24 protein-coding genes, 1 tRNA gene and 1 pseudogene are annotated in these 24,312 nt (G+C 67.6%); 13 read left to right on the top strand and 13 right to left on the bottom strand.

Translation table 11 applies throughout. The annotated features are described in order from the left end of the window. Positions 1-142: 142 nt before the first annotated feature. A complete protein-coding gene (leuC, locus tag JNO53_RS12065; protein ID WP_203111536.1) occupies positions 143-1,576 on the bottom strand; it encodes a 3-isopropylmalate dehydratase large subunit in 1,434 nt (477 codons plus the stop codon). Between the two features lie 138 nt (positions 1,577-1,714). Here leuC and JNO53_RS12060 point away from each other — a divergent pair, with 138 nt between their 5' ends. Together JNO53_RS12060 and JNO53_RS12055 are read left to right on the top strand one after the other, a co-directional pair. After that, positions 1,715-2,116: an acyl-CoA thioesterase gene (locus tag JNO53_RS12060; protein ID WP_129522958.1), complete on the top strand. Its 402-nt coding sequence runs from the start codon at positions 1,715-1,717 to the stop codon at positions 2,114-2,116. Between the two features lie 18 nt (positions 2,117-2,134). After that, positions 2,135-2,653, top strand: coding sequence for a sterol desaturase family protein (locus JNO53_RS12055; protein WP_203111533.1), 519 nt, complete (start codon positions 2,135-2,137; stop codon positions 2,651-2,653). Positions 2,654-2,656: 3 nt separating this feature from the next. Here the strand turns inward: JNO53_RS12055 and JNO53_RS12050 are convergent, their stop codons facing one another. The 6 genes from JNO53_RS12050 to hflK all read right to left on the bottom strand — a co-directional run bounded on the left by JNO53_RS12050 (position 2,657) and on the right by hflK (position 8,036). Further along, a complete protein-coding gene (locus JNO53_RS12050) occupies positions 2,657-3,478 on the bottom strand; it encodes a hypothetical protein (protein WP_203111525.1) in 822 nt (273 codons plus the stop codon). A gap of 88 nt (positions 3,479-3,566) precedes the next feature. Further along, on the bottom strand, positions 3,567-3,914 hold the full coding sequence (locus JNO53_RS12045) for a YbaN family protein (protein ID WP_203111522.1): 348 nt from the start codon (positions 3,912-3,914) through the stop codon (positions 3,567-3,569). 1 nt (position 3,915) lies between these two features. Then, positions 3,916-4,323, bottom strand: coding sequence for a SufE family protein (locus JNO53_RS12040; RefSeq protein ID WP_203111519.1), 408 nt, complete (start codon positions 4,321-4,323; stop codon positions 3,916-3,918). Positions 4,324-4,435: 112 nt separating this feature from the next. After that, on the bottom strand, positions 4,436-5,953 hold the full coding sequence (locus JNO53_RS12035; RefSeq protein WP_203111516.1) for a Do family serine endopeptidase: 1,518 nt from the start codon (positions 5,951-5,953) through the stop codon (positions 4,436-4,438). Positions 5,954-6,076: 123 nt separating this feature from the next. Then, positions 6,077-6,922: a protease modulator HflC gene (gene hflC, locus JNO53_RS12030; RefSeq protein WP_203111513.1), complete on the bottom strand. Its 846-nt coding sequence runs from the start codon at positions 6,920-6,922 to the stop codon at positions 6,077-6,079. 1 nt (position 6,923) lies between these two features. Beyond that, positions 6,924-8,036: a protease modulator HflK gene (gene hflK / locus JNO53_RS12025; RefSeq protein WP_203111510.1), complete on the bottom strand. Its 1,113-nt coding sequence runs from the start codon at positions 8,034-8,036 to the stop codon at positions 6,924-6,926. 116 nt (positions 8,037-8,152) lie between these two features. Here hflK and JNO53_RS12020 point away from each other — a divergent pair, with 116 nt between their 5' ends. Genes JNO53_RS12020 through JNO53_RS12005 form a run of 4 tightly spaced genes read left to right on the top strand, consistent with a single transcriptional unit; the run spans position 8,153 to position 13,871 of the window. Beyond that, a complete protein-coding gene (locus JNO53_RS12020; protein WP_203111507.1) occupies positions 8,153-9,118 on the top strand; it encodes an Mrp/NBP35 family ATP-binding protein in 966 nt (321 codons plus the stop codon). A 2-nt stretch (positions 9,119-9,120) separates the two neighbouring features. Further along, complete coding sequence (locus JNO53_RS12015; protein ID WP_203111504.1) at positions 9,121-11,406, top strand: molybdopterin cofactor-binding domain-containing protein; 2,286 nt, start codon at positions 9,121-9,123, stop codon at positions 11,404-11,406. After that, positions 11,403-12,425: a ferrochelatase gene (hemH, locus tag JNO53_RS12010; RefSeq protein WP_203111502.1), complete on the top strand. Its 1,023-nt coding sequence runs from the start codon at positions 11,403-11,405 to the stop codon at positions 12,423-12,425. The genes JNO53_RS12015 and hemH overlap by 4 nt, the downstream gene beginning before the upstream one ends. 45 nt (positions 12,426-12,470) lie before the next feature. Further along, positions 12,471-13,871 (top strand): cytochrome P450, encoded by a 1,401-nt coding sequence (locus JNO53_RS12005; protein ID WP_203111500.1) that lies wholly within the window; start codon positions 12,471-12,473, stop codon positions 13,869-13,871. 138 nt (positions 13,872-14,009) lie between these two features. Here JNO53_RS12005 and JNO53_RS12000 read toward each other — a convergent pair whose 3' ends face one another. After that, positions 14,010-14,168 carry a DUF1674 domain-containing protein gene (locus tag JNO53_RS12000; protein ID WP_203111490.1) on the bottom strand — a complete coding sequence of 53 codons (159 nt, stop codon included), beginning with the start codon at positions 14,166-14,168 and terminating at the stop codon, positions 14,010-14,012. Positions 14,169-14,222: 54 nt separating this feature from the next. Between JNO53_RS12000 and JNO53_RS11995 the strand changes: the two genes are divergently transcribed. Further along, positions 14,223-15,455, top strand: a complete 1,233-nt coding sequence (locus JNO53_RS11995) for an RsmB/NOP family class I SAM-dependent RNA methyltransferase (protein WP_203111487.1) — start codon at positions 14,223-14,225, stop codon at positions 15,453-15,455. A 29-nt stretch (positions 15,456-15,484) separates the two neighbouring features. Here the strand turns inward: JNO53_RS11995 and catB are convergent, their stop codons facing one another. Then, positions 15,485-16,117, bottom strand: coding sequence for a type B chloramphenicol O-acetyltransferase (gene catB / locus JNO53_RS11990; protein WP_203111484.1), 633 nt, complete (start codon positions 16,115-16,117; stop codon positions 15,485-15,487). A gap of 193 nt (positions 16,118-16,310) precedes the next feature. Then, positions 16,311-16,847 carry a peptide-methionine (S)-S-oxide reductase MsrA gene (gene msrA / locus JNO53_RS11985; RefSeq protein WP_203111481.1) on the bottom strand — a complete coding sequence of 179 codons (537 nt, stop codon included), beginning with the start codon at positions 16,845-16,847 and terminating at the stop codon, positions 16,311-16,313. 102 nt (positions 16,848-16,949) lie between these two features. Between msrA and JNO53_RS11980 the strand changes: the two genes are divergently transcribed. The 6 genes from JNO53_RS11980 to leuD all read left to right on the top strand — a co-directional run bounded on the left by JNO53_RS11980 (position 16,950) and on the right by leuD (position 21,579). Further along, positions 16,950-17,783: a class I SAM-dependent methyltransferase gene (locus JNO53_RS11980; protein WP_203111471.1), complete on the top strand. Its 834-nt coding sequence runs from the start codon at positions 16,950-16,952 to the stop codon at positions 17,781-17,783. A gap of 51 nt (positions 17,784-17,834) precedes the next feature. Further along, complete coding sequence (aguB, locus tag JNO53_RS11975; RefSeq protein WP_203111468.1) at positions 17,835-18,686, top strand: N-carbamoylputrescine amidase; 852 nt, start codon at positions 17,835-17,837, stop codon at positions 18,684-18,686. A 17-nt stretch (positions 18,687-18,703) separates the two neighbouring features. Continuing rightward, positions 18,704-19,180 carry a 2-amino-4-hydroxy-6-hydroxymethyldihydropteridine diphosphokinase gene (gene folK, locus JNO53_RS11970; RefSeq protein WP_338015353.1) on the top strand — a complete coding sequence of 159 codons (477 nt, stop codon included), beginning with the start codon at positions 18,704-18,706 and terminating at the stop codon, positions 19,178-19,180. Positions 19,181-19,206: 26 nt separating this feature from the next. After that, positions 19,207-19,282: transfer RNA gene (locus tag JNO53_RS11965), tRNA-Lys, on the top strand. A gap of 294 nt (positions 19,283-19,576) precedes the next feature. Beyond that, complete coding sequence (locus JNO53_RS11960; protein WP_203111465.1) at positions 19,577-20,992, top strand: 3-isopropylmalate dehydratase large subunit; 1,416 nt, start codon at positions 19,577-19,579, stop codon at positions 20,990-20,992. Beyond that, the gene (leuD, locus tag JNO53_RS11955) at positions 20,989-21,579 is read left to right on the top strand and encodes a 3-isopropylmalate dehydratase small subunit (protein WP_203111462.1); all 591 of its coding nucleotides are present in this window, start codon (positions 20,989-20,991) and stop codon (positions 21,577-21,579) included. Before JNO53_RS11960 ends, leuD begins: the two co-directional genes overlap by 4 nt. Here the strand turns inward: leuD and JNO53_RS11950 are convergent. The 3 genes and pseudogenes from JNO53_RS11950 to JNO53_RS11940 form a co-directional block, all read right to left on the bottom strand. Beyond that, on the bottom strand, positions 21,576-22,334 hold the full coding sequence (locus JNO53_RS11950; RefSeq protein WP_203111459.1) for a GntR family transcriptional regulator: 759 nt from the start codon (positions 22,332-22,334) through the stop codon (positions 21,576-21,578). The genes leuD and JNO53_RS11950 overlap by 4 nt on opposite strands. A gap of 155 nt (positions 22,335-22,489) precedes the next feature. Beyond that, positions 22,490-23,935 carry an NADP-dependent succinate-semialdehyde dehydrogenase gene (gabD, locus tag JNO53_RS11945; RefSeq protein ID WP_203111455.1) on the bottom strand — a complete coding sequence of 482 codons (1,446 nt, stop codon included), beginning with the start codon at positions 23,933-23,935 and terminating at the stop codon, positions 22,490-22,492. 54 nt (positions 23,936-23,989) lie between these two features. After that, positions 23,990-24,312 (bottom strand): annotated as a pseudogene (locus tag JNO53_RS11940) (hydantoinase B/oxoprolinase family protein); the annotation flags it as partial.

The following is a 24,312-nucleotide window of genomic DNA, read 5'->3' as shown; positions in this document are numbered from 1 at the left end:
TGGGGCCGCGAGGTTTCATCGCCGGCACGCAAAAGCGCTGAAGCGCGAAGATATTCCACCACGCTCTGCCATCCCGGCTTCGCCGGGTGACGGAGACCGTGCCGCTTGCCTGCTTCGGACGAGCAGGCCGGGCGGCGCCTCCTCAGCGCACCAGTTCGCGAACGTCCGTCAGGCGGCCGGTCACCGCGGCGGCGGCGGCCATGGCGGGGCTCATCAGGTGGGTACGGGCGCCGGGGCCCTGGCGGCCGACGAAGTTGCGGTTGCTGGTGCTGGCGCAGCGCTCGCCGGCGGGCACCTTGTCGGGGTTCATCGCAAGGCAGGCCGAGCAGCCCGGTTCGCGCCATTCGAACCCGGCATCGGTGAAGACCTTGTCCAGCCCCTCGGCCTCTGCCTGGTGCTTCACCAGCCCCGATCCGGGCACGACGATGGCCCACCGTACGCCCTCGGCCTTGTGCCGCCCGCGCAGGACCTCGGCGGCGGCGCGCAAGTCCTCGATCCGGCTGTTGGTGCAGCTTCCGATGAAGACGTTCTCGATCGCCACGTCGGCGAGGCGCTGGCCGGGCTCGAGGCCCATGTAGGCGAGGCTCTTGCGCGCGGCCTCCTGCTTGGAGGGGTCGGCGAAGCTTTCGGGGGCGGGGATGGTGCCGCCGATCGGGGCTACGTCCTCGGGGCTGGTACCCCAGGTGACGGTGGGCTGGACGGCGGCGGCGTCGATCGTCACCGACTTGTCGAACACGGCGCCCTCGTCGGTCCGCAGCGTGCGCCACCAGGCGACTGCGCGGCCCCATTCCTCGCCCTTGGGGGCATAGGGGCGGCCTTTCAGGTATTCGAACGTGACGTCGTCGGGCGCGATCAGGCCAGCGCGCGCGCCGGCCTCGATGCTCATGTTGCAGACGGTGAGGCGGCCTTCGATGCTCATCTCCTCGAACACGCGACCGCGGTATTCGATCACATGGCCGGTGCCGCCGGCGGTGCCGATCACCCCGATCACGTGGAGGATCAGGTCCTTGGGCGTGATCCCGGGGCCGAGATCGCCCTCGACGCGGACCTCCATCGTTTTCGAGCGCTTGAGCAGCAGGGTCTGGGTGGCGAGCACGTGCTCGACTTCGCTGGTGCCGATACCGAAGGCGAGTGCGCCGATCCCGCCGTGCGCGGCGGTGTGGCTGTCGCCGCAGACGATCGTCGCGCCCGGCAACGAGAAGCCCTGCTCCGGCCCGACGACGTGGACGATGCCCTGCTCGGGCGCACTCGCCCCGATGTAGCGGATGCCGAAGTCGGGCGCGTTGCGCTCGAGCGCGGCGAGCTGGGCGGCGCTCTGCGGGTCGGCGATCGGGATCGCCTTGCCGGCCGCGTCGAGGCGCGCAGTGGTCGGCAGGTTGTGGTCGGGCACCGCCAGCGTCAGGTCCGGGCGGCGGACGGTGCGGCCGCTCGCCCGCAGCGCGTCGAAGGCCTGCGGGCTGGTGACTTCGTGGACCAGGTGGCGGTCGATGAAGATCAGGCTGGTGCCGTCGTCGCGGGTCTCGACGACATGCGCGTCCCAGATCTTCTCGTAGAGCGTGCGGGGGGTGTCGGGCATGTCTGCCGGGCTATGCCTGCGGCCTGCGCCCGACAAGATGGGAAAACTTGAGCGCGCTCAAGGATCGGCGTGGCAGGGGTCGAGATTTGCCCTGAGATTTGCAATGCAATTGCAACGGAAATCTGATAGCTTACACCTATGTCAGCAAGGTCATTCGCATTTCCGATCAAGGTCCAGCCGGCCGATATCGATTTCATGGGGCACGTGAACAACGCGCGCTACCTCGGCTGGGTTCAGGACGCGGTGCTCGCGCACTGGCGCAAGCTGGCCCCGTCGGACGAGGTGGCGAGCAAGGCCTGGGTCGCGCTCAAGCACGAGATCACCTATCGCAAGCCGGCCTTCCTCGAGGACGACGTGATCGCGCGCACCGTGCTGGAAAGCATCAAGGGCGCGCGGGCGTTCTACTCCACCGTGATCCACCGCGGGGAGGAAGTGCTGGCCGAAGTGAAATCGAGCTGGTGCTGCATCGACGCAGAAACCCTGCGCCCCGCGCGGATCGGCGAGGACATCTCGCGCTTCTTCTTTCCCAAGGACGACTAGCGTATAGTCGCGCTCGTCATGAGCGTGATCGTCCCAGCTCTTATCGTCATCGCCACCGCGGTCGCGATGGAGGGGATCGCCTGGGCCAGCCACAAGTACGTCATGCACGGCTTCGCCTGGGCCTGGCACCGCGACCATCACGAACCGCACGGCAAGGTGCTGGAGAAGAACGACCGCTTCGCCCTCGTCGGCGCGGCGCTGAGCATCGCCATGTTCGCGCTCGGCAGCCCGCTGGTGATGGGCGAGGGCGCGTGGTGGCCGGGGACGTGGATCGGGCTGGGCGTGCTGATCTACGGCGTGATCTACACGCTGGTGCACGACGGACTGGTCCACCAGCGTTATTTCCGCTGGGTGCCCAAGCGCGGCTACGCCCGCCGACTGGTCCAGGCCCACAAGCTCCACCACGCGACCCTGGGCAAGGAGGGCGGGGTGAGCTTCGGCTTCGTCTTCGCCCGCGATCCGGCAAAGCTGAAGGCCGAACTGAAACGCCAGCGCGAGGCGGGGCTGGCGACGCTGCGCTACAGCGCCGAGGGCTGAGCCTCAGTCCAGCCGCACGCCGAGGCTGATGCCCGCGCCGATATCCGCCGGGCCATTCACCCCTGCGGAACCGTACACACCCAGCGACAGCCCGCTCCCCAGCGCGGTGTTGACCCCGCCGAAGACCCGCTGCTGATCGTCCACCAGGCCGCTGGCGTTCTCCTCGTAGCTGTAGCCGACGTGGGCCGAGGCCGACCTGCCGAGGCGCACCGCGGCGCCTGCGTGGCCGGCCAGCGTGTCCTCCAGATCGTACTCCGCCGGATCGCCGACTTTGGTGTAGCTCACCCCTGCGAACGGTGTCACCGTCCCGACCGTCTTGGAAAGATCGGCGCCGACGCGGTAATCGGTCTCGCCGGTGCCGAGGCCCTTCTCGGTCGACGCGGTCGGAAGCTTGACGCCGCTGCTGATCGAGGCGTTCAGCCCGGAAATCGGAAGCTGGTAGGCGGCATCGACCCGCAGATCGCCGATCCCCTCGCGAGTGCTGACTTCGGCAGGCCCGGCCGGGTCGACCAGAATGGGAAGGCCGAGCGGGCCGCTCGGCACCACCACGTCTCCGGGCGCCTTCACGCGCATGTAGGGGAGCTGCGCGGTGACGCGCAGGCGCCCGGCCGTCACTTGCGCGGCGACGGGAATCGAGAACTTCTCGACCTTGCGCCCGTCGCTCAGCTCGATCTCCTGAAACTCCGCACCGGTGAAGAATTCCACCGCGGTGTCGTCGCCCTCGGTGGCGGCCTCGGGTTTCACCTCCTCGCGCTGCTGCGAGGCGAGCGGCACGGCGAGGACGAACAGGGGCAGGGACAGCAGGCAGGCGCGAAAGTAAGGCAAGTCATCGTCTCCGATCGGCAGAACAGGTTCCGATCGGACAACGGATGGCGACGGCGGTTTAATCCGCGCGGATTCGCCGCGCCGTCGCTTATTCGTTGCGGGTGGCGATCCAGCTCCCCGCTACGACGAGGATCGCGATCGAGATCCAGTACCAGGGATGGCCGAGGGTGTACCAGGTGAACACCGCGCCCACGGTCATCGCGCCGATCGCGAGGGTCTTGGCCCGGCGCGAGATCGCGCGCCGTTCGCGCCAGTCGCGCACCTGCGGCCCCCAGTGCGGGTGGTCGAGGATGCGCTGTTCCCACTCGGGATTGCTGCGCGCGAAGCAATAGACCGCCAGCAGCAGGAACGGCACCGTCGGCATGATCGGCAGGAAGGCGCCGACCGCCCCCAGTCCGACCGCGAGGATGCCGCCTGCCAGATAGAGGCGGCGCATGTCAGCCGGCCGCGATCCGCGCTGCGTGGTCCTTCACCAGCGCGATCATGTTGGGCACGCCCTGCGTGCGGTTGGAGCTGAGCTGGTTCCTGAGGTCGAACGGCGCGAGCGCCGCGGTCACGTCCATCGCGGCGACCTCGGCCGCCGGCTTGTCCTGTACGGCGGCGATCACCAGCGCGACGATGCCCTTGGTGATCGCGGCATTGCTGTCGGCGAGGAAGTGCAGGCGCTGCGTGTCGCCGGTCGGATAGACCCACACGGCGGCGGAGCACCCGCGCACCAGCGTGGCGTCGGTCTTGAGCGCATCGGGCATCGGCTCCAGCTCACGGCCGAGCTCGATCAGCAGGCGATAGCGTTCGTCGCCTTCCAGAAACTCGTATTCTTCGCGGATATCGTCGAGCGTGCGCATGGTAGGCCAGTTAGGAGGGCTAGGGGGAAAACGAAAGTCCCGCCGCGTTCAAACGAAAAAGGCCCTCCCGGTGGGGGAGGGCCTCCTTGGTTGTGCGAACCTGTTGCGGTGCCTAGCGGAGCCGGACGGGCACGTAGATCGCCGGCTGGCCGCGGCGTTGGATCCGCAGGAGGACGGCTTCGCGGCCGCTCTCCTTGGCCTGGCCCACGACCTGCTCGAGCCCCGAGATCGACGCGGTCTCGTTGTAGTTCGCGCTCAGCACGATGTCGCCGCGCTGCAGGCCCTTGCGGGCCGCGTCGGAGTTCGGATCGACCGCGGCGATGACCACGCCCGTCGTATCGGTCGATACGCCGAGCTGACGCCGGATCTGCGGCGTCAGCTCGATCACCTGGAGGCCCAGGCTCTCTCCGATAGCGCCGCCTTCGGTTCCTTCCGGAACCTCCGGTTCGGCGTTCGGATCGAACATCTGCTGCTGGGCGAGCTCCGCCTCGCTGGGACGCTTGCCGACCGTCACATTCACGCTCCGCCGCCGACCGTCGCGATAGAGCTCGACCGGAATGCTCGTGCCGGGTTCGATGTTGGCGACCAGGAAGGAAAGGGTCTGGTCGGGCGTTACGCTTTCCCCGTTCACTTCCACGACCACGTCGCCGGCCTGGATGCCGGCTTCATCGGCGGCGGCGCCGGGTTCGACCGACTGGACGAACTCGCCGACGTTGCGCTGGAGCCCGAGCGAGTCGGCCATGTCCTCGGTTACCGGCTGAATGCGGACGCCGAGATAGCCGCGCTCGATCTCCTCGCCGCGGCGGAGCTGCTCGACGATCGGGGCCGCGATTTCGGCCGGAATGGCGAAGCCGATGCCGACGCTGCCGCCGGTCGGCGACAGGATCGCATTGTTGATGCCGATGACGTTGCCGCGCATGTCGAACAGCGGGCCGCCGGAGTTGCCGCGGTTGATGCTCGCGTCGGTCTGGATGTAGCGGTCGTAGGCTCCGCTTCCGGCGGTGCGCAGAACCGAGGAAATGATGCCGGAGGTGACGGTGCCGCCGAGCCCGAACGGGTTACCGATCGCGATCACCCAGTCGCCCGCGCGCGCCTGCCGCGAGTCTCCGAATTCGACGAACGGGAAGGGCTCGTCGCGGACGATCTTGAGCACCGCGAGATCCGAGGCTGCGTCCGAACCGATCAGCTCGGCCGGATATTCGGTGCCGTCGGGCATCTTCACGGTGATCTCCTCGACCGTGCCGTTGCCGCCCGGCGGGCTGATGACGTGGTTGTTGGTGACCACGTAGCCGTCGGCCGAGATGATGAAGCCGGAGCCGAGCGACTGGCCCTCGCGGTATTGCGGCTCGGACCCGCCGCGGCGGCCGAAGAAGTTCTCGAACGGCGTGCCGGCGAAGGGGTTGACGTTCTGCACCTCGACCCGCTGGCGGGTGGAGATATTGACCACCGCAGGCTGGAGCTGGGCCGTCAGGTCGGCAAAGCTTTCGGGCGCTCCGGCACGGGGCACGGCGCTCGCGATGCGGGTGTCGTCGTTCTGGGCGACTTGCGCCCCGGCGGGGTATCCGGTCGCGAGCGAGATCGCGGCGCCGCCGACAAGGAGTGCCGAAGTCAGGCCATAGGCGTATTTCACGGGCTTCACTTCCTTATGCTTCCTCTCGTAATCGTCAGTCTCGATGCCCTCGAGAGAGGGCCGCTCAGTCCCGAGCCGGATAGATGGCGCGAAGCCCTGAACCCGGCTTGAATATCCGCGCCCTCAGCGCTCTCCCTGGAACTGACGCAGGTACTCGTTGTCCGGCGACAGGATCATCGTGCTCTCGCCTTCGCCCTGCTCGAAGGTGCGGCGATAGCTCTCCATCGCGCGGTAGAAGTCGTAGAACTCCGGATCCTTGCCGTAAGCGGCAGCATAGGTCGACGCCGCGTCCGCCTCGGCCTCCGCGCGGATGATCTGCGCATTCTTCTGGCCCTGCGCGCGAATCGTCGCCGCCTCTTCCTCGCGGTCGGTCCGCATGCGTGTGAAGGCGGCTGCGAGCGGGGCCCCGTCGGGCAGGTCGGCGCGCTTGATCCGCACGTCGATGATCTGCGCGCCGTAGCTGCGCGCCTCGCGGTCGAGCGCGTCGCGAATGTTCGCCATGGCCGTCCCGCGTTCCGCCGTCAGCAGCGAAGCGAACGAGCGGCGTCCGAGTTCCTGCCGCAGCACCGAGGTGAGGATCGGCGAGAGCTGCGTGCGCAGGATTTCCTCCGAACCGGCGTTCTCGACCGTCAGCACCGGATCGATGATGCGGAAACGGGCATAGGCGTCGACCTGGAGGCGCTGCTGGTCACTGGAGAGGACCTGCTGCCGCTCCATGTCGAGATCGAGGATCCGCTTATCGATCATCTGCACCCGCTCGTAGCCGGGGATGCGGAGCACGATGCCCGCGCCGGTCTCGCCATAAGGCGCGTCCGGCTGGAACTGGTTGGCGACCCGGTCGGGCCGCCCGCCCTGGATGATCACCGCCTGATGCGTCTCGGGCACGATGACGATGCTCGAAAGCAGCGCCAGGAGCGCGATGCCGAGCGCGATGACGCTACCCTTGTGGTCTTGCCAGATGCGGGTCATGTCACTGGCCCTCCGGACTGGAGACGATCGGGGGCGTGCCCGACGGGCGGCGCTGCACTTCGGGCAGCGGAAGGTACGGCACGACGCCGTCCGCCTCGATGATCGTCTTGTTCGTCTTGCTCAGCACGCTTTCCATCGTTTCGTAATAGAGCCGCTGGCGGGTGACTTGGGGCGCCAGGCGGTATTCCTCGTAGATCTTGTCGAACGCGGCCGCATCGCCCTGCGCCCGTGCGAGAACGCGCTGGGCATAGGCGCGCGCGCTGTTGACGGCGGTTTCGGCATCCTGCTGCGCCGCGGAAACGTCCTTGAACGCCTCGACGACCTCGGCGGGCGGGTCGGTCTTCTCGATCTCGATGCCCTGCACGGCAACGCCGGCGCGGTAGGCGTCGAGGATCGACTGCATGCGGGTGCGCACGCGCTCCTCGATCGTGGCGCGGCCGGCGCCGGAGAGCACGCTGTCGAGATCCTGCTCGGCGACCGAGGCACGCATGGCCGCTTCGGCGACCTCGCGGATCGTTTCCTCGGGATCAGCGAGCTGGAACTTGAATTGCTGCAGATCCTTGATGTTCCAGCGGATAAGATAGGACAAGTCGACCAGGTTTTGATCTCCGGTGAGGATCAGCTTCTCCTCGTTGGTTCCGGGGATGCTCTCGGATCGAATCTGGCTGACGTTCTCGATCTCCACGACCTGTATCGGCCACGGCAGCGTGAAGTTGATGCCCGAGGAAAGCGTGTGCGAATACTTGCCGCCCACCCAGGTGACGATCCCTTGCTCGCGCGGAGCGACCTGATGGATGCTGGTGACGAAGAGCCAGATTCCGGCGATTCCCGCGATAGCGAGCGGGAACCAGCTCCGTCCTCCGGGCCCTTCGGGCAGCCGGAAGCGGGGGCCATCGCCTCCCCCTCCACCTCGGCGGCGGGGGCCTTCGGCGCCGCGATGCTTGAAGATATCCTCGATATTGGCCGAACGGCGCGGCTCCTCGCCGCCGCCCGGGAGCCACGGATTGCGCGGGCCGCGCGGGGCATCCTCCGCCGCCGGTGCTTCTTCCGGCTGCTCGCCGTCCTTGCCGTCGCTGCCGCCTGGCTTCCCGCCCCACGGGCTCTTGCCGGCCATCGCCAGCGCTATGCGTTTCTGAAAACCGCCCAAGATGTTCATGGCAGCCTTTATAGGTGGCGATGGCGGGAAAAACAGGGGTTGCGCAGCCGATTTTGGTGCTAGTGACCCGCGCCATGACCGACGAGGAGCTGAAAGCCCGCCTGCCCGATGCGATTGCCATGCGGGTGCGATCGCTGCGCATTGCGGATGGCAAGGTGACCGCGATCCTCGATGCCTCCGGTCTCGATGCATCGGCGCGGCGGGACGTCGAAGGGGCGGTGCAGGATCTGCTGGGGCAGGCCGAGGGCGTCGAGGAGGTTCGGGTCGCGATGATGGCCGATCGCCCGCAGCGCCGGATCATTGCCATCGGATCGGGCAAGGGCGGCGTCGGCAAGTCGACCCTGACCGCAAATCTGGCGATCGCGCTCGCGCGCGCCGGCCGCAAGGTCGGCATCGTCGACGCCGACATCTACGGGCCCTCCCAGCCGACGCTGCTCGCGAACCAGAGCGAGCGGCCCGTGGCCGAGAACGACAAGCTGGTGCCGGTCGAAAGCAAGTGGGGCGTGCCCGTGCTCTCGATGGGGCATCTGGTCGAACCGGGTCGCGCGATCGCCTGGCGCGGGCCGATGGTCGGCAGTGCGCTCGGCCAGCTCATCGATGCGAACTGGGGCGATGCCGAACTGCTGCTGATCGACCTCCCACCGGGCACGGGCGACGTCCAGTTGACCATGCTCCAGCGCTTCAAGCCCGCCGGCGCGGTGATCGTCTCGACGTCGCAGGATCTCGCCCTGATCGATGCGACGCGCGCGATGCAGCTGTTCGAAACGGGCTCCATTCCCGTGATCGGCCTGGTCGAGAACATGGCGGGCTACGCATGCCCGCATTGCGGCGAAGTGAGCGATCCGTTCGGCGCGGGCGGCGTGGAGTCTGCCGCCGCGGCGAAAGGCGTGCCCTTCCTGGGGCGCATTCCCCTGTCGCTCGAAATTCGGGAGGCGAGCGACGCCGGGACGCCGCCCGCCGCGGGCGACGGCGCACAGGGCGACGCATTCCGCGCGATCGCGGATAAGCTCTCACGCTGGCTCGACGGCGCGGACGTCTGAGGATGCGGGTCAGCCGCCGCGGGATCCTGATCGGTGCCGCGGTGGGCGGGGGTCTGCTCGTCGCCTGGACGCTGCGGCCCCGAAACTTTCCCGACCCGCTGGCTCCCGGTCGCGGCGAATACGGATTCGGCGCCTGGCTCAAGATCGCGCAGGACGGCGTCATCACCGTGGCGGTGCCCCAGCTCGAGATGGGGCAGGGCGTGACGACGATCCTGCCGCAGATCGTCGCGGTCGAGCTCGGCGCGGACTGGCGGCAGATCGCAGTCGAGCCCGCGCCTGTGAGCGGGGCCTATGCGAACGTCCCACTGGCTGCGCAATGGGCGCCGCTGTGGATGCCTTTTGCCCCCGGCCTCGCGGGCGATCCCGACGATCTTCTGGCCAAGCGCTACGCGCAGGAAACCCGCTTCGTGGCGACGGCCGAGGGCACCGCGCTCGCCGCGCATGAGGGCCCTTGCCGGATGGCGGCGGCCGCGGCTCGCGCGGTCCTGTGCATGGCTGCGGCCCAGCGGTGGGGTGTGGCATGGGAGGAATGCGACGCAGCCGCCGGTTTCGTGCGCCACGGCGAACGCCGGCTGCGCTTCGCCGAACTCGCGGCAGAAGCGGCGCGGCTCGATCCGCCCGATCCGCCGCCGCTACGGCCGCTGCCCGCGTCCGAACGTCCGATTACGGGCGCGGCCGATGCGGCGACGTCCTTTCCTCGGCTCGATCTCCCCTCGAAAGTCGACGGCAGCTTCCTGTTCGCGGGCGACGTGCGCCTGCCAGGCATGGTCTACGCCGCGATCAAGCACGGGCCGGCGGTCCAGGCGGAGCTGTCGCACTTCGAACCGCGCCGCGCGGCACGCATTCGCGAACTGGTGCAGGTGGTTGAGGGCAGGCGGTGGCTTGCCGCGGTCGCGACCAACTGGTGGGCCGCCGATCGCGCGCTCCAGGTCATGCGTCCGCGATTCCGCGTCACCGGGCCGCTCGATTCCGGAGAGATCGAAACGAAGCTCGACGAAGCGATCCGGCGCGGCACTGGGGATGCGGTCGCTGTTACGGGCGAGGGGGCTGAGTGGGCCGAGGCGCCCGACCTCGCCTTGCGCTACGACGTCGCGCCGGCGGTCCACGCAACGCTGGAAACCGCGAGCGCAACAGCGCGCTTCGCCAACGGGCGACTGGAGCTGTGGATCGCAAGCCAGGCGCCGGAGCGGGCCCGCCGGGCGGCGGCCGAGGCGATCGGACTCTCGCTCTCGGACGTGATCCTCTACCCGATGGCGGCCGGCGGCAGCTTCGATCGGCGGCTCGAACACGATCATGCGATCGAAGCGGCGCTGATTGCGCGCGAGGTGGGGGAGAGGCACGGCCGCGCGGTCCAGATCGTCTGGTCGCGGTGGGAGGAACAGCTCGCCGGGCACCCTCGCGCACCGGTCTCCGCCATCGTCTCGGCCAATGTTCGCCCGAACGGCGATGGCGAGATAACGGCGCTCAAGGTCAGGATCGCGATGCAGCCGGCGGCCCGCGAGTTCGGCCGCCGGCTGTTCGACAACGAGACGAGCCGGGCCGCGCTGGAAAACACGGCCGGCGAAACGGATCCGATGGTGACCGAAGGCGCGCTGCCGCCCTACGCTATCCCGAATGTCACGGTGGAGCACATCCCGGTCGCGACCGGGATGCCCAGTGGCCGGATGCGCGCCAATGCGCACGGGTACACCGCGTTCTTCATCGAATGCGTCATCGACGAACTGGCGACGCGGCATGGGCGCGAACCGCTGTCGTACCGGATCGGGATGCTGGGGGAGGATGCGCGGCTGGCCGAATGCCTCCAGCGCGCCGCGCGGCTTGCGGAATGGGACGGGGGCCTCGATCAGAGCGGCAAGGGGCTCGCCTGTCACCGGATGGGCGGCGCGGCAGGCGGCGGACGGATAGCGTGCATCGCCACGGCTCGGCAGGACGAGGGCGGCGTGCGCGTGACCCGGCTGACGGCGGCGGTCGACATCGGACGGATCGTCAATATCGACATTGCGCGGCAGCAGATCGAGGGCGGGCTGGTCTTCGGCATGGCGCAGGCGCTCGGCGCCGCGATCGAATACCGGCAAGGGCTGCCGGTCCAGGGCCGGCTCGCCGACCTGAACCTGCCGCTGCTGGCCGACGTGCCGGAGATCGAGGTCGACTTCGTTGCGAGCGAGGCGGAGCCATTCGACCCGGGTGAACTCGGCGTGGCGGTGGCGGCACCGGCGATCGCCAATGCGCTCCATTCGGCAACGGGGCTTCGCCTGCGCCGCCTGCCGCTGCTATCGGGCGGGCTATGACCTGGCAGGAACAGAATGTGCCGCGCGATCACGCGCCGGTGAGGAGCGGGGGTGTCGGCGTCCTACTCGTCAATCTCGGCACGCCCGATGCGCCGGATGCGGCGTCCGTGAAGCGCTATCTCGCCGAGTTCCTGTCCGACCCGCGCGTGGTCGAGATTCCGCGGCTCGCGTGGCAACCGATCCTGCGCGGGCTCGTGCTCACCACGCGGCCGAAGAAAAGCGCGCACGCCTATCGCCAGATCTGGACCGAGGCCGGCTCGCCGCTGGCGGCGATTACGGCGGAGCAGGCGGCGGAGTTGCAGGAGCGGCTCGGCGAGACGGTGCGGGTCCGCTGGGCCATGCGTTACGGCCGCCCGTCGATCGGCGATGAGCTGCAGGCGCTGATGGACGAAGGTTGCGAGCGTGTTCTGCTCGCGCCCCTCTATCCGCAATACTGCGCCGCGACGACCGCGACGGTTGTGGACAAAACTGCGGAAAGGCTGCGGAAAATGCGTTGGCAACCCGCGCTGCGGACGCTGCCGCCGTACCATGACGACCCGCTCTACATCGATGCGCTCGCCAGCGATATCGGCGCGCAGCTCGATGCGCTCGACTTCGCGCCGGAGGTTCTGCTGCTGAGCTTTCACGGCATGCCCGAGCGCACTTTGCACCTGGGCGATCCCTATCATTGCCACTGTCGCAAGACGGCGCGGCTGCTGGAAGAAGCGCTGGGGCGGGCGGATTTACGGATAGAGACCACGTTCCAGAGCCGTTTCGGCCGGGCGAAATGGCTCGGGCCCGCGACCGACGCGACGCTGGTCACAGAAGCACACAAAGGCACCAAGCGGCTCGTAGTCGCCGCACCGGGCTTCTCCGCCGACTGTCTCGAGACACTGGAGGAGTTGGCGATCCGCGGCCGCGATCAATTCCTCTGCGCCGGCGGCGAGCGGTTCGCCGCGCTGGCCTGTCTCAACGCGCGCGAGCCGGGAATGGAGATGCTGGAGGCGCTGGTCCGGCGCGAACTTGCGGGCTGGATTTAACCGCGCGGATTACTTACACTGCGGTAAGTAAGGAGGTCCGTTGCCATGGCCACGCTCGCCGAACCTGCCCTGTCCGCCCATGCTCCGGCCGAAGCCGCGCCGCGCCACTGGCGCGAGGACGTGCTGACCGATGCCGACATCGCGCACATTCCCGGCGAGGCGGGCCTGCCGGTCGTCGGCAACACCTTCCGGATGCTGGCCGATCCGCATGCCTTCACCCGGCGGATGGTCGAGACCTATGGGCGGGTCTACAAGAGCAAGGCCTTCGGCGGCTGGAACATCGCCATGGTCGGCCCCGACGCTAACGAACTGGTGCTGTTCGACCGCGAGAAGCTGTTCTCTTCGGAGCAGGGCTGGGGGCCGATCCTCGACCGGCTGTTCCCGCGCGGATTGATGCTGATGGATTTCGACCATCACCGCGCCGACCGGCGCGCGCTGTCGATCGCATTCAAGCCCGGGCCGATGCGGCACTACGCCGGCAGTCTCAATCGCGGGATCGCGCAGGCGGTGAAGGGCTGGGGCGGCGCGCCGATGCAGTTCTACCCGGCGATCAAGCAGCTCACGCTCGACCTCGCGGCGGACAGCTTCATCGGCATCCCCTGGGGGCCGGAAGCGGACCGGATTAACGAGGCGTTCGTCTACATGGTTCAGGCCTCGGTCGCGCCGATCCGAACGCCGCTGCCCTTCACCCTGATGCGCAAGGGCGTGAAGGGGCGCGAATTCCTGGTCGACTATTTCACTAGGGAGACGCGCCGCCGCCGCGCCGAGGGCGGCGGGCAGGACATGTTCAGCCAGTTCGCCACGGCGACGCGCGAGGACGGCTCGATGCTGCCGGTGGACGAAGTCGTCGACCACATGAACTTCCTGATGATGGCGGCGCACGACACGATCACCTCGTCGGCGACGACGCTCGTCTGGCTGCTGGCGAAGCACCCTGAATGGCAGGAGCGGCTGCGGGCCGAGATCACCGCCATCACCGGCGGTAGCGGCGACATCGGCTACGACGATCTCGGGAGACTGGAGCTGACCGAGATGGCGTTCAAGGAAGCGCTGCGGATGATCCCGCCGGTGCCCTCGACCCCGCGCCGCGCGCTGCGCGAGTTCGAATTCGGCGGCTATCGTATCCCCGCCGGCGCGCCGGTCGGCATCAATGCGCAGTTCGTCCACCGCATGGAAGAATACTGGCCCGATCCCGCGCGCTTCGATCCGATGCGTTTCACGCCCGAAGCGGTGAAGGACCGGCACAAGTACGCCTGGATCCCGTTCGGCGGCGGGGCGCACATGTGCCTGGGGCTGCACTTTGCCTATATGCAGGTGAAGGTGCTGATGGCGCAGCTCCTCACCCGCTACGAGATCGCGATCGAGCACGGCTACGAGCCGCAGTGGCAGCCTTGGCCGATCCCTCGGCCGAAGGATGGGCTGAGGGTGACGTTCAAGCCGCTGTAAGGAGCTTGTGTCCCCGCGAAGGCGGGGACCTCATGCCGCTGGCGCTCCGCGTGTATTGGGATTGTTCGGCCGAAGGCTTGGGCAACTATGTCGTCCCAGGCGGCCTGAGGCCCCCGCCTTCGCGGGGGCTCGTGCCAGTTAGAAATCGATGGCGATACCGTTCTTCACCCAGTCGCCGTAGCGGGTTGGGCTGAGTTCCTCGTCTTGCTTGCCCGCCTCCGGTCTGGGCGGCGGAGCATCGCTCCAGTGGGCGGGCTTCTCGAAGGTTTCGGGCCGCTTGGTTGCGCGTTTCGACATTTCGCCAAGATGCGCGCACTGGCGGGCTGGCGCAAGCCCGGCTAGGGCGCGGCGATGGCCGAAACACCCGGACTGCCCGCGCGCCGCGCCGCGCTGCATATGCTCGATGCCGTGCTGCGCCGGGGCGAGACGCTCGAGCAGGCGGAAGGCGCCGCGCTGCGTTCGGTGCGCGCCGCGCCCGACCGCGCGCTCGCCGTCGCCATCGCGAGCGAGACCTTGCGCTGGCTGGTCGATTTCGACGCGCTGATCGATAGCGCCACGGCCAAACGCCTGCCGGACGACGCCAAGCCCCGCGCAGTGCTGCGGCTGATGCTGGCGCAGTGGCCTCGCCTCGGCACGCCGCCCCACGCGGTGATCGCGACGGCGCTGCCGCTGCTCTCCGGCGGTCCGCGGCGGCTGGCGCATGGCGTGTTCTCGACGCTGGCCAAGCGGAACGCGGCGCTGCCGGAGGTGCCGACGCTACCCGAAGCCGCTCGCGCGCGGTGGGGAGAGGCAGCGGCGGGAATCGCGACGGGGCTGGCTGACCCGCCGCCGCTCGACCTCTCCCTGCGCGATCCGAGCGAAACGACGTCGCTCACCGTCCGGCTCGGCGGCGAATCGCTCGCGCCCGGCCATGTCCGGCTGCCGCGCGGCACGCCAGTCGAGCAACTGCCGGGCTTCGCAGACGGCGGCTGGTGGGTGCAGGACCTTGCCGCCTCGCTGCCGGCGCGCCTGCTGGGTGCGGGGGAGGGGCGCCACGTGCTCGACCTCTGCGCGGCGCCCGGCGGCAAGACGCTCCAACTCGCCGCTGCCGGATGGCGGGTGACTGCGCTCGATATTTCGAAACGCCGGCTCGATCTGCTGAAGGACAACCTGAAGCGCACCGGGCTCAAGGCAGGCGTCGTCCGCGCCGACGCGCTGACCTGGGAACCGAAGCACCGCTTCGACGCGATCCTGCTCGACGCGCCCTGCACCGCCACCGGCACCGCGCGGCGCCACCCAGACGTGCTCCACCGCATCGGCCCGCGCCAGATCGCCGAAATGGCCGAGCTCCAGACCGCACTGCTTGCCCGGGCCGCGGAATGGCTCAAGCCTGGCGGCGTGCTCGTCTACGCCACCTGCTCGCTCGAACGCGAAGAGGGAGAGGAACAGCTCGACAAAGCCGGCCTCGAGTCGCTGCCCATCCGGGCGGAGGAACTGCCAGCCGGTCTCTCGCCGTCATCCGAGGGCTGGGTCCGCACCGACCCCGGCATGCTACCGGAAGCGGGCGGCCTCGACGGATTCTTCATCGCACGTTTCCGCGCCTGATCCGCAGCCGAGGCCGCCCGCCCGTTCGCTCACGCGCCCTGGGCGTCGTTCCAGTAGCGGTAGAGCCCCTCGATATCGCCGCTCGTGAGTAGCGGCATGGCGCCGTGCAGCCGGTCCTCCGGCCAATCCCACCACTGCATCTCGAGCAGCATCGCGATTTGCGTCTCGTCGAACCGCTTGCGGATGGGTCTGGCGGGATTGCCGCCGACGATCGTGTAGGGCTCGACATCGCGGGCGACGAGCGCGCGCGTGCCGATGACCGCGCCATGGCCGATCGTCACGCCCGGCATGACGATCGCTTCGGAGCCGATCCAGACGTCGTTGCCGATCACCGTGTCGCCGGCGGGCAGAAAGCCGTTCTGTGCGCCTTCGAACGCGGGCACTTCGGGCATCCAGAAGAACGGGAAGGTGCTGATCCAATCGTTCCGGTGGCCCTGGTTGCCAGCCATGATGAAGGCGGCGCCCGTGCCAATCGAGCAGAAGCTGCCGACGATCAGCTTGTCCGCATCCTCATCGGGCAGGATGAAGCGCGCGCAATCGTCGAAGCTGTGACCGTGGTAGTAGCCGGAATAGTAGCTGTACCGCCCGACGCGGATGTTCGGCTGCGTCACCTGCTTGTCGAGCGTGATGCCCCGGAAGGGGCTTTCGAAGAAATTGGTCATGAAAGTACCTGCTGCATCGCCGGCGCCAGCGCCGGCCTTCTCGAGATAAGACGAGGGTGCGCGGGGAAGCCGCCGGGCTCCCCGCTGTGGTTCCTGGCGTCAGCGACGCGGGAACGCGATGCAGGTGGTACAGTCTGCCGCCTTCATGCCGGGCGCTATGCCGCGCGATCGCGCGGCGAGCAAGTCCCGCGGCCTAGGCCTTCACCTTGTCCTGAAAGCTCTTCCGCAGCTTCATCAGCTTGGGCGGGATCGTCGCGAGGCAGTAGGGGTTCCGCTGGCCTTCGCCTTCCCAGTATTCCTGGTGGTAGTCCTCGGCCGGATACCATTCGGAAGGGCCCTCGATCGTCGTGACCGCTTCGCCGTCGTGTTCGGCGTTCCAGCGTGCGATCGCCGCCTCGGCCTCCGCGCGCTGGGTATCGTCCAGGGGGAAGATCGCGCTGCGGTACTGTGTGCCGACGTCGTTGCCCTGGCGGTTCAACTGCGTCGGATCATGCGTGCCGAGGAACACGTCGTAGATTTCGGGCAGGGTGATGACGTCCGGGTCGTAAGTCACCCGGATCGCTTCGGCATGCCCTGTGTCGCCGCTGCAGACCTGCTTGTAGGTCGGGTTCGCCGCCGTACCGCCGATATAGCCGCTCTCGACTTCGCTGACGCCGATCACGTCGCGGAACACCGCCTCGGTGCACCAGAAGCACCCGCCGGCAACGATCGCCTGCTCGCTGTTCGCCATTCGAACTTCTCCTTCGCGAGGGGAGATAGGCAGCGCATGCGCACTTGTCATCGCTCCGCCGGGACCTAAGACTGCGCACCGTTCAATCGGGGAGAGAATCCGATGCGTTTCCTGCTTGCCGCTGCCGCGCCGATTGCGGCGCTTGCCATGTCCGCACCCGCGCTTGCGCAGGAGGCTACCGAAGACCCCGCCGGGGAGGCGGCGCTCGCGGCCGCCATCGCCAATCCGAACCGCGACGCCGACCGCGCACGCGACGAATTCCGCCATCCGGCCGAGACGATCGCCTTCTTCCAGGTCGCGCCCGACATGAAGGTCGGCGAATACGCGCCCGGCGGCGGATGGTACTCGCGCGTGCTCGGCAATTACCTCGGCGACGGGGGCAAGCTGGTCGGGCTCTACTTCACGCCCGAGTCGGGCCCCTTTGACGCACAGCGGCAGGCCGGCATCAGAGAGGGCGCAGCGGCATTCCCCGCCCAAGTGGCCGGGTGGACCGGCAAGCCCGCTGCGAACTTCGCGGGGCTCACGCTCGATGATGTGACCGATGCGCAGAAGGGCACGTTCGACCGGGTGCTCGTGATCCGCATGCTGCACAACATGATGCGCTGGGGCATCGCGGACAGCGAACTGACGGTGATGCGCGATCTGCTCAAGCCCGGCGGCATGCTGGGCATCGTCCAGCACCGCGCCAAGGCCGATGCGCCGGACGACTATGCCGACGGCAGCAAGGGCTATCTGCGGCAGGAGGACGTGGTCCGCTTCGTCGAGGCGCTCGGCTTCGAACTGGTCGCCGCGAGCGAGATCAACGCCAATCCGAACGACACCGCCGACCATCCCGAGGGCGTGTGGGAAATGCCGCCCACGCTCGCCACCAAGCGGGAGGAGCTCAAGGTTCTGGGCGAAAGCGACCGGATGACGCTGCTTTTCCGCAAGCGCTGATTCGCCGCAGTCGAATGGACTCCGGGGTCCCGCGCCGGTAATCGCGCGGGCATGAGCGAAATCACCGTTGCCGCCCTGCAGCTCGATCTCTCGTCGAACGACGAGCAGGAAAACATCGCCGCCGTCTCCGCGCTGGTCGAGGATGCCGCGCGGCAGGGCGCGCAGATCGTGCTGCCGCCCGAGCTCTTCTCCGGCCCCTACTTCTGCAAGGTCGAGGACGAGGGCCTGTTCGCTCTCGCGCGGCCGGTCGCCGAGCATCCCTCGGTCGCCACGATGCAGGCGCTGGCGAAGAAGCTCGGCGTCGCGATCCCGACCAGCTTCTTCGAGCGCGACGGTCACCACTACTACAACACGCTCGCGATGATCGGCGCCGACGGGGAGATCCTGGGCACCTATCGCAAGAGCCACATCCCCGACGGACCGGGTTACGAGGAGAAGTACTACTTCCGCCCCGGGAACGACGGGTTCAAGGTGTGGGACTTGTTCGGCACGCGCATCGGCGTCGGGATCTGCTGGGACCAGTGGTATCCCGAAAGCGCGCGCGTTATGGCGCTGATGGGCGCGGAGCTGCTGTTCTATCCCACGGCGATCGGGTCCGAGCCTTACGACGCCGATCTCGACACGAGCCGCATGTGGCGCCGTGCGATGCTCGGCCACGCGGTGTCGAACTGCATGCCGGTGATCGCGGCCAACCGCATCGGCACGGAGGACGGGCAGCGGTTCTACGGCCACAGCTTCGTGACCGACGAGTGGGGCGATTTCCTGTGCGAATATGGCGCGGACGAGAGCGGTGCCCTGGTGGCGAAGATCGACCTCGCGCGCGCCGCGAAGCACCGCGCCGGCATGGGCTTCTTCCGCGACCGCCGCCCGCATCTCTACCGCCGCATCTGCGAGGATATCTGAGCGCGCATTGCTATCTGGTGGCGCTCGGCTCGAACGTCCGCCATCCGCGATACGGGCCGCCGCGCGGGGTGATCGCCGCGGCGCTCGGCGAGCTGGAAGCGGCAGGCGCCGGGATCGTCGCGCGCTCCGCCGTCTTCGACACGGCGCCGCTCGGCCCTTCGAACCGGCGTTACGCCAATGCCGCGGCGGTGATCGAGAGCGCGCTGTCGCCCGAGGAGATGCTCTCCGCCCTGCAGCGAATCGAGCGCGCCTTCGGCCGCCGCCGCCGCGGCCGGCGCTGGCGCGCCCGCGTGCTCGACCTCGACCTGGTGCTGTGGAGCGGCGGTACCCACCGCAGCGAGCGGCTGACGATCCCCCACCCCGAATTCCGCCGCCGGACGTTCGTCCTCACGCCGGCCGCCGCCATCGCGTCCCGCTGGCGCGATCCGGCCACCGGCCTGACGCCCCGCCATCTGCATGCCCGCTTGACCCGCCCGCGCCCCCTCCCTAGGTGAACCCCCCTCGGCGCCGAAGCGCACGTGGGCCCTTAGCTCAGTCGGTAGAGCAACTGACTTTTAATCAGTAGGTCGCTGGTTCGAACCCAGCAGGGCTCACCACCTTTCCTCAGTAACTTGTCCGCCATCGAAGGTCGGTCTCCGGTCAAGAACGGAGAAGGACTCGCCGTGGGTCATCGTTTGGAGATGACCGGGCATCCTCCGCTGCACCGGACGCAGCCCCTCAGGGCACCGACGCTGAAGGCAACGCGGAAGTGTGGCTTGAGCTCTTTCGCCTAATTGATATATTCTTATATCAAATTATGACCTAACGCGTTAGATCGCGGGGCTTGTGTGCAAAGCCCTACATCGGGGGCGAGCTGCGCAGCCAAGATCATACTTAGATGGAAGTCACAGTTGCCTAAGACCTTGTTCGAGAAGATTTGGAATCGCCATGCGATCGATGGCGACGACCAAGCGTCGTTGCTGCTGATCGATCGCATCCTGCTGCACGAGCGCACCGGGGGCGTCGCCCTCAAGAGCCTGGCAGAAACGGGGCGCGAGATCGCCACGCCGTCGCATGTCTTCGTCACGATGGACCATGTCGTGGATACGTTGCCGGGCCGCACCGACGATACGCTGATGCCGACGGGCCGCGATTTCATCACGACCACGCGCCGAGAGGCACTCGCCGCTGGCCTGACGATTTTCGATATCGATGACCCACGCCAGGGCATCGTCCACGTCATCTCCCCGGAGCAGGGCATCGTTCTGCCCGGTCTGACGCTTGTGTGTCCCGACAGCCATACGTGCTCGCAAGGGGCTCTCGGCGCGCTCGCGTGGGGCATAGGCTCGACGGAGGCCGAGCACGCGCTCGCCACCGGAAGTTTGCGGGTGAATCGGCCGGCCACCATGCGGATAACGGTGCACGGGGCCTTGCGACAGGGCACCACCGCGAAGGATCTGGCGCTCCACATCATTCGCCGCCTCGGCAGCTCGGGCGCGAAAGGGTCGGCTGTCGAATTCGCGGGCAGCGCGGTCGACGATCTGGAGGTGGAAGGCAGAATGACCCTCTGCAACATGGCTGCCGAGTTGGCGGCGTTCACTGCCGTGATCGCGCCGGACCAGAAGACCATTGCGTTTCTGCAAGACCGCCCGTTCGCCCCCAAGGGCGAAGCGTGGGAGATGGCCATGCGCCACTGGCAGGACCTGAGGAGCGACCCCGACGCAGAGTTCGACACCGAATACGCATTCGACGCTTGCGAGGTGGTGCCGATGGTGACCTGGGGCACCAGCCCGGACCAGGCCGTGCCGCTCGTCGGCGCCGTTCCGGACGTGCTGGCGGCGACGGGCGACGAGGCGGAGGCGAGGACGCGGGACTACATGAATGTAATGCCCGGTGCCGCGGTTTCCGATCTATCGATCACGGCGGCGTTTATCGGATCTTGTACGAACAGCCGGCTGTCCGATCTGCGCCGTGCCGCCAGCGTCCTGAAGGGCCGGCGAATCGCGAGCCACGTCCGCGCCATCTGCGTGCCGGGGTCGGGGCAGGTCAAGGCGGCGGCGGAAAGCGAAGGTATCGACAAGCTATTCCGCGATGCCGGATTCGAATGGCGGGAGCCCGGCTGTTCCATGTGCTTCTTTGCCGGGGGAGAAAGCTTCGCCGCCGACGATCGGGTAATTTCGAGTACCAATCGTAACTTCGAACGACGGCAGGGGCCCGGAACGCGCACGCACCTGGCATCGCCGGAGACAGTTGCAGCCTCCGCCGTATTGGGCCGGATCGGGGGCGTTGCAGACCTTCCTCCGCTCCAGCGGGAGACCGACGCATGATCCGGTTTACCAAGGTCGAGAGCCTGATGGTCCCCCTTGTCTGCGACAATATCAATACGGACGCAATCATTCCCTCGAAAGAGATACGCACGGTTTCCAAGAACGGATTGGCGGATGGCCTCTTTGCGGGCTGGCGCTACCTCGATTCCGATCGCACGCCCGATCCATCTTTCGTGCTGAACCAGCGGCTCTATGCCGGAGCTGAAATCCTCGGTGGCGGCGAGAATTTCGGCTGCGGATCCAGCCGGGAACAGGCCGTCTGGGCACTGGCGGAATACGGCTTCAGAGTCATAATCGCGCCGTCGTTCAACTCGATCTTCCGCCGCAACTGCATAAGGAACGGCATCCTGCCGGTTCAACTGGACCCGGGACCGGTCATAGCGGTGCCAGGCCCTGTAACCGTCGATCTGGAGCAGCGCTCGGTCACCGCGTCGGACGGTCGGCAATGGTCATTCGCGATCGAGGAAGAGGCTGCGACGATGCTGACGCTCGGGCTCGACGAGATCGAGTTCACGCTCAAGTCTCGTGACAAGATCGATGCATTCCGCGACGCGGATCGGGCGGAACGCCCATGGGCCTATCTCTAGGCGAAGCCGAGGGTCGATCCGCGCAGATCCAGGCTGATGCGGTAACGGTCAGCGCGGTAGCTGGCGACGGTATGAAGGAGGGGTGCGTCCCCTTCTCCTGTGACCACGCGTTCGACCTGGAGGATGGCGGCACGCGGTTCGATGTCGAGCGTTGCCGCCAGCACGGGATCCGCTGAAAGCGCCGACACGGCTTGCCAGCCGCCTACGATCTGATGCCCCAGATCGCGGATCATCGACAGGATGGGCTGCGACTGGAGCGCCGCCCGGTCGATGCGCCCCCGCGCGACTGTCGCGGGAATGTGGCTGACGATCTGCCCCAGAGGCTCGCCGTCCAGCGTACGCAGCCTGACCGCCCGTACGACGGGCGCGCCCGGCGCCAGACGTAGGGCTTCGGCCGCGCCCGCGTCGGCCTCGACTTCGCCCACGGAGAGAACCCGCACGCGTGTGTCACGGCCGAAGGCGAGCAGGGCCTCGACGGTCTGTTCGAGATTGGCCTCGATCGGCTTCATCGCGGACTGATAAATCACCCGCGTGCCGGTACGGCGGCGGCGCTCGACGAATTCATGCTGCGCCAGTTCGTCCAGTGCGCGGCGGGCGGTGATGCGCGACACGCTGAACATCTCCGCCAACTGGTGTTCGGTCGGCAAGACGCTGCCGTGAGGGCGCTTTCCCGACAGGATTTCGTCTCGCAATGTCAGGAACAACTGATGGTAAAGGGGGATCGCGTCATCCCTTGCAAGACCGGTCTCCGTCATCGTCGCCCCTTCGACATTTTGGATTGAGATTATTGCAAATACAGGGCTCTATCTAAATCGGAGCGCGATGTGCAAACTTTTTACGAGATGATGGCCGCCGCCTCTCGTCCACGAAACCCGCCGTTCGTTCACCAGCGACCGTCTTCCCGAGGACGCTAGTCCAGGCCCATGCACAGGTACTTGATCTCCATGTAGTCATCCAGCCCGTGGCGGGATCCCTCCCTCCCGAGGCCGGATTGCTTCACCCCTCCGAACGGTGCAACTTCCGTGGAGATGAGGCCTGTGTTGATCCCTACGATGCCGGCTTCCAGCGCCTCCGCGACCCGCCAGACGCGGGAGAGGTCGCGGGCATAGAAGTAGCTTGCGAGACCGAACTCGGTGTCGTTGGCCTGGCGGATCGCGTCGCCCTCGTCGTGGAAGCGCACTATACCCGCCAGGGGGCCGAACGTTTCTTCCGACGCGATCTTCATGTCCGCTTTCACGTCGGCGATCACCGTTGGCGTGAAGAAGGTCCCGCCGAGCGGGCTCGGCTGCCCGCCCGCGACCAGGCGGCCGCCCTTCTCGAGCGCGTCGTCGATATGCTCCTGCACTTTGGCCACTGCGGCGGCATCGATGAGCGGACCGATTTCCGCGCCCGCTTCCATCCCGTTGGCCACCTTCAGCGCGGCGGTACGCGCCGCCAGCTTCTCCACGAACGCATCGTAGATTCCGTCCTGCACATAGAAGCGGTTGGTACAGACACAGGTCTGTCCTGCGTTGCGATATTTGGAAGCGATGGCGCCCTCGACGGCGGAATCGACATCTGCGTCGTCGAACACCAAGAAGGGCGCGTTCCCGCCCAGTTCCAGCGACAGTTTCTTGATCGTGTCGGCCGATTGCCGCATCAACTCGCGCCCTACTTCGGTCGATCCGGTGAAGCTGATCTTCCGCACGATCGGGCTGGCGGTCAGCGCCCCGCCAATCGCGCGGGCGCTGCCGGTCACGACATTGAACACCCCTTTGGGAATGCCTGCTTCCTCGGCCAGCGCCGCCAGTGCCAGGGCCGAGAACGGGGTTTGCGATGCTGGCTTCAGCACCATCGTGCATCCCGCCGCCAATGCGGGTCCGAGCTTGCGGGTGATCATCGCCGAGGGAAAATTCCAGGGTGTGATCGCCCCGACCACGCCGATCGGCTGCTTCAGGCAGAGGATGCGGCGGTCGCGCGCATGGCCGGGTATAACCTCGCCGTAGGCGCGCTTCGCCTCTTCGGCGAACCACTCGACGAACGAGGCGGCGTAGGCGATTTCGCCCTTCGCCTCCGCAAGCGGCTTGCCTTGCTCGCGGGTCAGCAGGGCACCGAGAGCATCCTGGTTGGCCATCATCAGGTCGAAGAAGCGACGCAGGATCGCCGAGCGCTCCTTCGCCGCCAGTGCCGCCCATCCGGGCAGGGCGGCCTCAGCAGCCGCGATCGCCCGCTCCGTCTCCGCGGCGCCCATTCTGGGCACGGTTCCGATCTCGTCCCCCGTGGCGGGATCGGTGACCGGAATCGTTTCGCCGTCGTCGGCATCGATCCAGGCGCCGTCGATATAGGCTTGCCGCTTCAGCAACGTTTCGAAGCTCATCGAGGATTCCTTGGGAGAGATCGGAGGCGGACCGTCGATAATCCCGCCTGCCACCTATTCGGCCGCCTCGGCGACGGCCTCCCACATCTTCTGGCGCGGTGCCGGCAGGCCGGTCTCCTTCTCACAGTTGGTGCGGAGGGTATCGATGCTGGGACCGAAGTCGAAGACTTGGACGGTGCCGCGCTCGTCGCGGATGGTTTTGCGGAGCGTGTCGGTGGCTGGGGTGTCGATGGAGCCGTCCGGGGTGATGACGACGCCGTAGGCGCGGGCGCCTTCTGGTGTGAGGAGGCCTTGCACGATCTCCTTCGCGACCAGTTCGGGGTCGCGCTCGAGCGGATCGCCCCAACCGCCGCCGCCCCAGGTGATGAAGTGGAGCA

Origin of the sequence: Altererythrobacter sp. C41 (assembly GCF_016803135.1) — a bacterium.
GTDB lineage: Bacteria > Pseudomonadota > Alphaproteobacteria > Sphingomonadales > Sphingomonadaceae > Pelagerythrobacter.
Note: the sequence above shows the minus strand (reverse complement) of the source record. Positions and strands in the feature narration are given on the sequence as shown.